The sequence below is a fragment of the Kitasatospora sp. NPDC001539 genome (assembly GCF_040298565.1).
Taxonomy (GTDB): domain Bacteria; phylum Actinomycetota; class Actinomycetes; order Streptomycetales; family Streptomycetaceae; genus Kitasatospora.
Map to the genome: position 1 here is coordinate 1 of NZ_JBEPAK010000236.1, position 10,977 is coordinate 10,977.

Annotated in this window: 7 protein-coding genes; 4 read left to right on the forward strand and 3 right to left on the reverse strand. The window is 73.8% G+C overall.

Annotation, left to right across the window (positions count from 1 at the left end; translation table 11 throughout):
- Positions 1-22: 22 nt before the first annotated feature.
- From ABT247_RS27165 to ABT247_RS27175, 3 genes are all read right to left on the reverse strand, one after another.
- Positions 23-1,459 carry a hypothetical protein gene (locus ABT247_RS27165; protein WP_350747261.1) on the reverse strand — a complete coding sequence of 479 codons (1,437 nt, stop codon included), beginning with the start codon at positions 1,457-1,459 and terminating at the stop codon, positions 23-25.
- An 87-nt stretch (positions 1,460-1,546) separates the two neighbouring features.
- A complete protein-coding gene (locus tag ABT247_RS27170) occupies positions 1,547-2,323 on the reverse strand; it encodes a leucyl/phenylalanyl-tRNA--protein transferase (RefSeq protein WP_350747264.1) in 777 nt (258 codons plus the stop codon).
- Positions 2,320-5,769: an amino acid adenylation domain-containing protein gene (locus ABT247_RS27175; RefSeq protein WP_350747267.1), complete on the reverse strand. Its 3,450-nt coding sequence runs from the start codon at positions 5,767-5,769 to the stop codon at positions 2,320-2,322. The genes ABT247_RS27170 and ABT247_RS27175 overlap by 4 nt, the downstream gene beginning before the upstream one ends.
- A 304-nt stretch (positions 5,770-6,073) precedes the next feature.
- Between ABT247_RS27175 and ABT247_RS27180 the strand changes: the two genes are divergently transcribed.
- From ABT247_RS27180 to ABT247_RS27195, 4 genes are all read left to right on the forward strand, one after another.
- Entirely contained in the window at positions 6,074-9,415 is a 3,342-nt protein-coding gene (locus tag ABT247_RS27180; RefSeq protein WP_350747270.1) for a putative bifunctional diguanylate cyclase/phosphodiesterase, read from the forward strand.
- A gap of 258 nt (positions 9,416-9,673) precedes the next feature.
- Positions 9,674-9,865, forward strand: coding sequence for a hypothetical protein (locus tag ABT247_RS27185; RefSeq protein ID WP_350747273.1), 192 nt, complete (start codon positions 9,674-9,676; stop codon positions 9,863-9,865).
- Between the two features lie 141 nt (positions 9,866-10,006).
- Entirely contained in the window at positions 10,007-10,465 is a 459-nt protein-coding gene (locus tag ABT247_RS27190; RefSeq protein ID WP_350747275.1) for a hypothetical protein, read from the forward strand.
- Positions 10,466-10,546: 81 nt separating this feature from the next.
- Positions 10,547-10,858 (forward strand): hypothetical protein, encoded by a 312-nt coding sequence (locus ABT247_RS27195; RefSeq protein WP_350747277.1) that lies wholly within the window; start codon positions 10,547-10,549, stop codon positions 10,856-10,858.
- Positions 10,859-10,977 lie beyond the last annotated feature (119 nt).

Here is a 10,977-nt window from a genome sequence, read left to right on the forward strand (position 1 = left end):
TTCCTCGGCGTCTTCGTGTACCTCATCGCGCGGGGCAACGACATGGGACGGCGCGAAGCGCAGCGGACCGCCGAGGCGGAGCAGGAGCTCCGCGCTCCACCTTGGCGCTCAGGTAGGGGGCGACGGTGGTCTCGACGCCGACGGTGTCGTACAGGCCGAGGCTGATCTCGGCGCCGAGGGCGGCGCGCACGCCGGCCTTGCCGTTGAGACGGACGTGGACCGGGGAGACCTTGGTGTCGGCGTCGGTGGCCGAGGTCCAGCCCTTCCCGCCGGTGTAGTCGGCGCGGACGGCCCAGGTGCCGGTGGCGTCCTGCTCGGTCTCCAGGTGGACCTGGCCGTCCGCGCTGACCTCCAGGTAGCAGGTGAGCCCGAGGTTGACCACCACGGGCAGGCCCGCGACGGTCAGCACCGGGCTGGCCTGCAGCTTGGCGAAGGGCACCCGGATCGGCGCGGCGCCGGTGGTGCGGGTGACGTCCCCGGTGACCTTCCACTGCGCGTGGGCGCCCAGGTCGAAGCCGATGGAGGCGGTGCGCGGGCTGGTGGCCTGGGCGCCGTGGTAGGCGAAGTGGACGGCGGGGTGCAGCTGGAGGGAGCCGGAGGCGTCCAGGCTCGCGCCCTCGGGCAGCGGCACGGGGGCCTTGACGTCGACCTCCAGCGTGCCGGAGGCGTCGGCCTTCACGCCGTTGAGGTCGGCGCCGACGGACGCCTTGAGGTCCTTGACCAGCGGTGTCACGGTGATGCCGTGGACGTCGACCGGGACCTGGCCGTCCGCCTCGGTGCCGCCGAGGAGTTCGGTGAGGGTGGCCGGACGGGTGGTCAGGTTGACGGTGTTGCCCGCGCCCGGGTGGACGCCGGTGACGGCGACCAGTGCGCCCTGCGGCGCGGCGGCGGTGGGCGGGCTGGCGAGCAGCTGGCCGGGCTGGACGGCGGCCGCCGCCGCGGTGGCGCTCGCACCGGGCGTGGCGCCGGCGGTGGGAGTGGCCGTGGGAGCGGCGGTGGGCGTGGCGGTCGGCGTGGCGCCCGGGGACGTACCGGGGCCCGGCGCGGCGAGCACGGCGGTGCCCTTCGCCGGGTCGTAGGCGGCGAGTTGGAGGGCCTTGGTCGCGGCCGTGACCGCGCCGCCGTCCTTGCCGGGGCTTCCGATGGCGGCCAGCTTGTCGCCGGCCGGCGCGACGGTGACCGGTGCGCCGGCACCGGTGGCGGCGGCGCTGCTCGGGGCGGCCGCTCCGGCCCGGGCCCGCGGGGCGCCGCCGGCCGCTGCGGCTGCCGCCGGGCTGCCCCCGGCGGCGGACGCACCGGTGCCGACGGCGGTTCCGGCCGCGGTTCCGGTGGCGGCGGCCGGTTCGACGGCGGCCTGCGGGGCACTGCCGGGGCCGGTCGGCCCGCAGGCGGCCGTTCCGGCGAGGATCAGGGTGAGCAGGGCGACGGGTGCGGCCCTGCCTATCGAGGGTTTGAACACGCGGCGCAATGTTACTGACGGGGAATTAATTTGTCGAAGACAGGCCAAGGGCGCACGAAGCCGCAGCTCAGACCGGGTCGGAGCGGCTCAGGTCAGGTCAGGGAGAACCAGCCGCGCGACGGGCAGCCGCTCGCCCGGCAGGGCGCCCGTCGGGGCGGCCCCGGCCAGTTCCGCGAGGTAGCGGGAGCGTTCCATCGGCACCGCCCCGAGGCTGCGGATGTACGGCCCGTCCCACTGCGCGTCCAGCAGCCGTCCGCCCGCCGCGCCGAACCGGGAACCGAGGTCGGCCACGGCGACTCGGGCGGCGTCCGGGCGGCGGTGGAACATCGAGTCCAGGCTCAGCACCGGCCCGACGGCGACGCCGAACACCCCGCCGATCAGTTCCCCGCCCTCCCAGACCTCCCCGCTGTGAGCCGCGCCCCTGGCGTGCAGCTCCAGCAGAGCGGACGCCAACTCGTGCGTCAACCAGGCCGGTTGGCGCCCCTCGGCGCAGCCGGCGAGCACCTCGCCGAAGGCCCGGTCGACGGTGGTCGACCACGGCGCGCCCCGCAGCCGCCGGGCGAGCCTGCGGGGCAGCCGTACGGCGTCCGGGCGCAGCACCGGCCGGGGGTCCGGCGACCACCACGCGAGCGCGTACGGGTCCTCGCCGCCCGGCAGCACCGGCAGTTCGCCGGACTCGACCGCCTCCCCGTACAGCGCCTCGTTGTAGGCGCCGGCGTACAGGTCCGCCGCCGGCATCGGGAACAGGCCGCGCCGGTAGGCGGCCAGCAGTTCGTCCGGCCCGAGGGCGCCGCCGAGGGCCACCGGCCGGTCGCCGGGGCCGAGTCGGGCTCCCAGCCGGTCGAAGGGGCTCGCCGACGTCACAGGAACCCCTCCGCCTCCAGCCGGTCCAGGTAGTGGTCCAGCAGCCCGGCGTCGACGTCCGGCAGCTCGATCCCGCTGCCCTCCAGCGCGTCCTCGGTGTTCGCCCGGTCGAACCGCGGGAACAGGGGCTGGAAGTACAGCTCGCTGATGGACAGTTCCGTCCCCGGCGCGCGGTCGACGAACAGCGGCACGAAGGGCGTGATCGGATGGGTCGGGTGCGCGGCGGCGAACCGGACCAGGCGCTGCACCCATTCCCGGTACGGGAGTCGGACGATCCGGTGGCCGCGCGCCCGGAGCCGGTCGGCGAGGTCGGCGAGCCCGGCCGGGCGGGGCGAGGTGAGGTGGTAGACCTCCCCGTCGGCGGGCGCGTGGGCGGCGATGTGGGCGATCGCGCGGCTGAAGCGGTCGGCGGGCACGAAGTCCAGCGGGAGTTGTGCGTCCGGGTACGTCCCGCTGTCGGCGAAGTACTTGATCAGTGCGCAGAGTTCGGTGCCGGTGTTCATCACCCCGGCCTCGAGGTCGCCCGTGACGTCGTTGGTGCGCAGCACGGTGACCGGCAGTCCGCTCGCCGCCGCGTTGTGCAGCAGCTGTTCGGCGACCCACTTGCTCTCGACGTAGCCGACGCCGAGCCGCTCGGGGTGGGCGAGCGGCGTGCGTTCGCTGACCTCCCGGACTCCGGCGGAGCCGAACCCGGCGAGGACCGCGAGGGTGGAGAGGTAGTGCACGGGAACGCCCCGGCTGTGCCCGGCGAGCCGCACCACCTCCCGGGTGCCGCCGACGTTGGGTGCGCGCAACTGGTGGTAGGGGTAGAGGAAGTTGACCAGACCCCCGAGGTGGTGGATGGCGTCCAGGTGCTCGGCCAGCCAGTCGAACCGACCGCCCGTCAGCCCTAGGTTCGGTGCGGCGAGGTCACCGACCAGCGGCACCACCCGGGCGTCCACGAGGTCGTGCCGCAGGAAGCGCTGCTGGGTGGCGCGCAGCCGCTCCATCGCGTGTTCGGCGTCCGGGGCGCGGACCAGGCAGTGGATGCGCGCCCCGGTGGTGGCGAGCAGGGCGTGCAGCAGGTGGGCGCCGCAGAAGCCGGTGGCGCCGGTGAGCAGGATCTCGGCGGGCTCCGCCCGACTGGGGGCCGGGCTCCACGACTGCCCCACCGGGTGGGTGAGTCGGGCCTCGGCGTACCAGTCGACGGCGGTTTCGCCCGGAGCGGCCCCACCGGTACGGGCGGACTGCAGCGCTGCCGTGAAGTCGCGCAGCACGGGCGAGCGCAGCAGCGCCCGGGTGAGGGTGCGGACGTGGGTGACGTCCAGGCCGAACATCAGCCGGGCCCTGGCGAGCAACTCCATGGCGAGCAGGGAGGTGCCGCCGAGGGCGAAGAAGTCGTCCTCCGGACCGATGAGCCGGGCGCCGAGCAGTTCGGCCCAGAGGTGGCCCACGGCGGCTTCCACGGGGTTCGGCTCGCCGGTGGCGGCCGGCGCGCCGGGCGGAGCGGCGCCGGGGGGCGCGGCTTCGGGCGCGGCGGCGCCGCCGGGGGGAGGGGCGTCGGGCGGTGGGGCGCCGGGCGCGGCGGCGCCGCCGGGCGGAGGGGCGCCGGGCGTTCCGGCATCGGGGCGCGCGGGGCGGCCCGTCCGCACCGGGGCGTCCGGCAGCCGGCGGCGGTCGACCTTCCCGGCCGCCGTCAGCGGCATCGCCTCCAACGGCACGAACGCGGCCGGCACCAGGTACTCCGGCAGCCGGTCGGCGAGGAACGCCCGGATCGCCTCCGGCCGCACCGCCGGGTCGCCGGACGTGTAGTAGGCGGTGAGCGTCCGGCCGCCGTCCGGCGAGGTGCCGTCGGCCGCGACCCTGGCCTGCCGAACGGCCGGGTGGGCGGCGAGGACCGCCTCGATCTCGGCCGGGTCGACCCGGTGCCCGCGCACCTTCACCTGGTCGTCGAAGCGGCCGAGGATCTCCAGCTGCCCGTCCGCGCGCCAGCGCCCGGCGTCGCCGGTGCGGTACATCCGCTCGCCGGGCATCGGGGCGTACGGGTCGGGCAGGAAGCATTCCGCGGTGAGCCCGGGGCTGCGCCAGTAGCCGCGGGCCAGGCCCGGCCCGCCGAGGTGGATCTCGCCCCGCTCGCCGGGCCGGACCGGTCGCAGCCGTTCGTCCAGCACGTGCACCCGGACGCCGGGCAGCGGCCGTCCGATCGGCACCGGCGCGGTCGGGGCGTCGAGCAGGTCCGGGCCGACCTCGCAGAGCAGGGAGGTCACGGCGGCCTCGGTGACGCCGTACGCGTTGAGCAGCCGGACGCCCGGCAAGCGCCGCAGGGAGGCACGGCAGTCGTCGGCGTGCACCACGTCCCCGCCGACGACCACCAGCCGCAGGCCCTGCGGGGCGGGGCCGTCGGGCGGCAGCAGGTCGAGCAGGTGGTGCCAGTACGCGGGCGTGAAGTCGGCGACGGTCAGGCCCAGCTCCGGCAGCCGCTGCACCAGCTCGGTGGGTGCCCAGGTGCCGCCGTCACCGCCGAGGACGACCGTGGCCCCGGCGAGCAGCGCGGAGAACACCTGCTCCAACGCGGTGTCCGAGCCGAGCGCGGCCAGCTGCAGCACCCGGTCGCCGGGCGCCAGCCCGTAGGCGTGAACCACCCGGTCGAGGGTGAACACCAGCGCACGGTGGGTGACCGCCACGCCCTTGGGGCGGCCGGTGGTACCGGAGGTGTAGATCAGGTAGGCGAGGTCGTCGGGCGCGGCGTCGGCGCCTGGGTGGGCGGGGTCACCTCCCGCGTACGGGGCGTCGCCGGCTGATCGCCCGGCGGGACCGTCGGCGTCCGCCGGCACCGACTCCACGCCGTCGAAGGAGCGCCCGTCCGTGACCGCCACCCGCGCCCCGCAGTCCGCTACCAGCCCGGCGAGCCGCCGTTGCGGGTGCGCCGGGTCCAGCGGCAGGAACGCCCCACCCGACTTGAGGACCCCGAGCCAGGCCACCACCAGCGGCACTCCGCGCCCCAGGCAGACCGGCACCACCTGCTCCGGCCCCACCCCGCGCGCCCGCAGCGCGGCCGCCAGCCGGTCGCTGCGTTCGTCCAACTCGCGGTAGGTCAAGGTGACTCCGCCGCCCAGGACGGCGACCGCGTCCGGGTCGTGCGCCGCCCGCGCCCGGAACAGCCCGTGCGCCGTCTGCGCGAATCCCGCGCGGGCCGGCGGGGTGCCCGGCCCGGGCCAGTGCCGTTCCACCCACGCCCGGCAGTCGGCCCGGTACGCCGGGCCGTACACCGGCTGCCAACCTCCCGGCACGGTCGGGCCCGAGGGCCAGATCGCATACTGACCGTCATCGTTGCGCACCACGGCGTGATGTCCGAAGCTCACATCCGCTCGTACGCCCCGTGCGCTGTCGGCTGCGTCATCCACCGGCTTGACCTCTTGCTGAAGCGGCAGAATGCTGGGAGGTGCGACAATTCCGACTATACGCACTCATGGCACACCGTGAACGTCCGTCGCGGACATCGCCGGACGCCGTTGGCTCGTGGGCGGATTCGCCCGGGTCGACAGCCGGTCGACGCCGGACCTCCCTGTGGTCCCCGCCGCCCCTGTCGACGTCCCTGGAGATCCTGTCCAATCCGAGCCCCGGCCCGACAACGATCCGCCCGGCGATCCACCTCCCGCCCGACTCCCGCTCAACTCGAGCCCGACTCCGACCGATCCGCCCCGCACCGCCCGCCCTCGCCCGCACTCCCCCGCCCGACCGGCGGGTGATGCCGTGGAGGAGGTAGCCTCGTTGACTCACCGGCGCCGACGCCTGATGGTCTGTTACCTGATCTGGATGGTGCTGTTCACCGGCATCTACTTCGCCGACCCCGGGCTGCGGATCATCTGGTGGACGGGCATGGGCCTCGGCGGCGTCGCCGCCATCGTGGTCGGCGTCCGGCTCAACCGCCCCCGGCACCCGCTGTTCTGGTACCTGCTGGCGCTCGCCAACCTGTGCTTCACCACCGGTGAGGCGGTGCAGGCCCTCCAACTGGACATCCTGCACCTCAACAATCCGTTCCCGTCCGTCGGGGACGGCTTCTACCTCGCCGAGTTCGTGCTCTACGCGGTCGGCCTGCTCGGCTTCATCCGCTGGCGCACGGCCCGTCAGGACCGCGCCGGAATGCTGGACGCGCTGATCATCACACTCGGCCTGGCCCTGCTCGTCTGGATCTACCTGATCCTCCCGTACGCCCGGAACCCGGACCTCACCTGGCTCCAGAAGGCCGTCTCGATCGCCTACCCGCTCGGCGACGTGGTCGTGCTGGCCCTGCTGCTGCGCCTGTTGACCCCGCGCGGCGGCAAGTCCCGATCGCTGCAACTGCTCACCGTCGGCGCACTCGGCCTGCTCACCTCGGACATCCTCTACGGGCTCATCCAACTGCACGGCACCTGGCGGATCGGCACCGGCGTGGAGCTCGGCTGGGCGGCCTTCTACGCCGCCTGGGGCGCGGCCGCGCTGCACCCCTCGATGGTCGAGCTGACCCGGCCCGTGCCCACCCAGCACCCGGACCTGTCCGCCGGCCGGCTCGTCCTGCTCACCCTGGCCTCGCTGATCGCCCCCGTCATCCTGATCATCGAGTCGCTGGCCGGGAACACCGACAACGCGGGCGTGATCGGCGCCTTCTCCGGCCTGCTCTACCTGCTCGTCCTGGCCCGGCTGGCCGTCGTCGTGGTCGCCCGGCGCCAGGCGGTGGCCCGGGAACGCACGCTGCGCGAGGCCGGGGCCCGGCTGACCGCGGCCGTCACCGTCTCGGAGGTCGCGGACGCCGTCCAGGCCGCCGCCTCCCTGCTGATGCCGGCCGAGCGCGGTCACGTCGCTCTGCTCGCGGTCGCGGAGTCCGGCGGCGAGCAGAGCGGCGCCGGGGCGGCGGGCGCCGCGGGGGGAGGTGCTGGGGCTGGGGGCGTCGCAGCGGGAGGCGCCACGGCGGAGGGTGCCGCGCCGGGCAGCCCTTCGGCCGGCCGCCCTTCGGCGGACGGCGCTGCGGCCGACGGCGCTGCGCCGGGCAGCGCCGCGCCGGGCAGCGCCGCGGCGTCCGGGTCGGGCGTGCTGCACGTCCGGCGCGCCGGCCAGGGTGCGGCGCACCCCCACCCGGCGCCGACGGGGGCCGACGACGAGGTGCTCGCCCTCGCGGCCGACCGGGAGACCAGGCTGCTGCCCGTCGGGTCCATCAGCCTGCCCGACCACCTGGGCCGGATGCCGTGCGCCCTGGTCTGCCCGCTCACCCTCTCCGAACGCCCCTCTGGCGACCCGGCGATCGGCGTCCTGGTGGTCACCGGCACCGAACAGGAGCTGACCAGCCTGTGGGGCTCGCTGGAGATCCTGGCCGCCCAGGCGGCACTGGCCGTGGAACGGGTGGTGCTGAGCCAGGAGGTCACCCGGCGCAACAGCGAACTGTACTTCCGCACCCTGGTGCAGAACGCCAGCGACGTCATCCTGATCATCGACGCGGACGACTGCGTGCGCTACGCCTCCTCCTCCGCCGAGCGGGTGCTCGGCTACCCCGAGCTGAACGGCACGCTGCTGACCGACCTCGTGCCGACCGAGGACAGCCGGGCGGTCGGCAAGGCGCTGGCCCGGATGCGCGGCCCGGCCGACCCGCCGCGGGGCGACCAGCCGCGCGAGCACTGGCGGCTGCTGCGCCAGGACCGCACCCCGATCGAGGTCGAGGTCCGCTCCACCGACCTGCGCGACGACCCCACCGTCGGCGGCTTGGTGCTCACCCTGCGCGACGTGACCGAGCAGCGCCAGATGGAGCGCGAGCTGACCCACCGGGCGTTCCACGACTCGCTGACCGGGCTCGCCAACCGGGTGCTGTTCCAGGACCGCGTCGGCCACGCGCTCTCCCGCAGCGAGCGCAGCGGGGCCGTCACCGGGGTGCTCTTCATCGACCTGGACGACTTCAAGATGGTCAACGACACCCAGGGCCACGCGGTCGGCGACGAACTGCTGGTCGCCGTCTCCCTGCGGATCTCCACCGCGCTGCGCAGCTCGGACACGGCCGCCCGGCTCGGCGGCGACGAGTTCGCGGTGCTGGTCGAGGACGCGCTCCGCCCCGGCGACGTCGACACCATCGCGGGCAACGTGCTGGCGGTGTTCGCCGAGCCGTTCAAGCTGAGCGCGGGCGCCGTCCGGGTCAGCGCCAGCATCGGCGTGGCGACCACCGAGGACAGCGTGGACGCCGCCGAACTGCTCACCCACGCGGACCTCGCCCTGTACTCGGCGAAGGCGGCGGGGCGCCGGCAGTGGTGCCACTACCGGCCGGCCCTGCAGGCCGGGCTGGTGGAGCGGCACGAGCTCAACGAGAACCTGGACCTGGCGATCGCCGAATCGGCGTTCCAGCTGTACTACCAGCCGATCGTCGACCTGCGCACGGGCGACCTGGTCGGCTTCGAGGCCCTGGTGCGCTGGCCGCGCGACCGGCGCGGCATGGTGCTGCCCGACGAGTTCATCGCCCTCGCCGAGGAGAGCGGCCAGATCGTCCCGCTCGGCGCCTGGGTCCTCGAACGTGCCGCGCAGGAGGCCGCCGTCTGGCACGCCGCCAGCTCCGCGGCCCGCGCCGCCGCCGGACGCCCACCGCTGCGCGTCAACGTGAACGTCTCCGCCCGCCAGTTCCGCGACGCCGGTTTCATGGAGGTCGTCCACCACGCCCTGGACACCTCGGGCATCGACCCCCGCACCCTGGTCCTGGAGCTCACCGAGTCCGTCCTGATGCGCCACGACGACCGCCTGCGCGCCGACATGGCCACCCTCGGCAACCTCGGCGTCGGCCTCGCCATCGACGACTTCGGCACCGGCTACTCGTCCCTGTCCTACCTGCGCGAGTTCCCGATCTCCATCCTCAAGATCGACAAGTCCTTCATCGACGGCCTCGGCCACTCCGCCCAGCAGTACGCCCTGGTCGAGGGCATCACCCGGATCGCCGACACCCTCGACGTCCAGGTCATCGCCGAAGGCATCGAACACCCCGACCAGCGCGACCTCCTCGCCGCGATGGGCTGCCCACTGGGCCAGGGCTACCTGTTCGCCCACCCGATGGACGGCACACAGGCCCGGGCGCTGGTGCGCAGCACGACGTTCGAGGCGGCCTGACCCGAGGGGTGCAATTGGCAATGCTTCGGAAAAGTAACGGCAATACGACCGCATTCCACCGAGCTGGATTCGCACAGTCCTGAGCGCTGGTGATGGCCGCCCTTTTGCCGTCGCTGACCAGGGAGAAGTCCGGCGCGGCTTGCCGATTCGGCCCCGACCATCCACCGGCCTGACGTACGGGTCGGCCCGGGTACACTGCACCGCTGAGTACCCACAGGTGGATGAAATGAATTTCGAACGAGACGTCAGCTTCGGCGAGTGGGCCGACCCCGCCAAGCCTCCGCGCGACGGTGCGTCCGGAAGACCGTCCACGGCAAGTCCTCCGGCGCCCCCGCGACCGTGTACGGACGGGACTCACTGCTGCCGAGCCGCCGGATCGTCACCGTCGCGACGACGGCCGGGACGATCCGCTTCCGGACCCATCGGTTCACGGTCCTGCAGTTCGTCTGACTCGGCCTCCCACACCGAGCCACGCACCGCAGCCCGCCATTCAGCCGTCGGAGCCGGTATTCGGCGGATACACCGTCGCCACCACCGTCCCCGCTGCGCTGAACTTGCCGGGTCGCCGTCCGATCTCCGGACGGCGACCCGATGCCCAACGAAACTGGGGTGACCATGCAGAAGCGGCGCAGTCCCTGGGTAGTCGTCCATCTCCTGATCGGACTGGTCCTGGTACTGGTCTCCGTCTCGTCCGCGGCCTTCGCCAGCAGGGTGGACGACCTCATTCCCATCGTCCTCACCGGTATTCCGGGGCTGGTGCTGGTGATCCGGGCCCCGATGTTCGGCGTCTCCTTCGGAGCGGCCGGCGTCACGTACTCCGGCCTCCTGCGAGCGCGGTCCTACACCTGGCAGGAGGTCGAGGCAGTGCGGTCAGCCACCGTGTCGGGGACGCTCTTCTCGTCCGACGTCCCAGAGCTGGTGCTGACCGACGGAAACTCCGACCAACTCTCGCTGCTCGCCGGATACGGCCGGGGGGAGAAGGTCAACGAGCGGGTGCGATCCCTCGTTGCGGACCTGGAGAAGGCCCGGACCGCAGCACTGCCCTCCTGACACCCGCCGATTCCGGGGCGCGGCACCGAAGACAAGACGGGGAGGACCGGCCCCCGTCCTCTCCCACCCAGGAAGGGAACCATGGGCGACAGGGCACTCTGCAGTACAACGGAGCACGTCATCGTAGAGGCGGATCAGCGGGAGGCCAGATCAGGCCACGTTTCCGTCCTCAGGACGCTCCGTCAGGCGGGCCTGGGCATGGCCGCCCTGGCGGCGCTCTCAGCCGTTCTCTTCGTACTCGTCGGCCCTGTTCCGGGAGCCGGTCTGCTCGCCGCCGCAGCCGCCGTGGTGCTCGCTGCTTCCTGCTGCTTCGCATTCGCCGGGCACTCACCGATGTGCGCAGGAAAGAAGGCGCTGATCCTGGTCTTCGGATGGGTCGAATACGCCTTCTGAACCGCACATCACCTGCCCGCACTGGATGGCGTCCCGTGGAGTGGTGTAGCAGAGATCTTGGCGTAACCCCTGGTCATAAGGCAGCCATCGCGCAACTCTCCGAGTAGGCATGCTCGTTG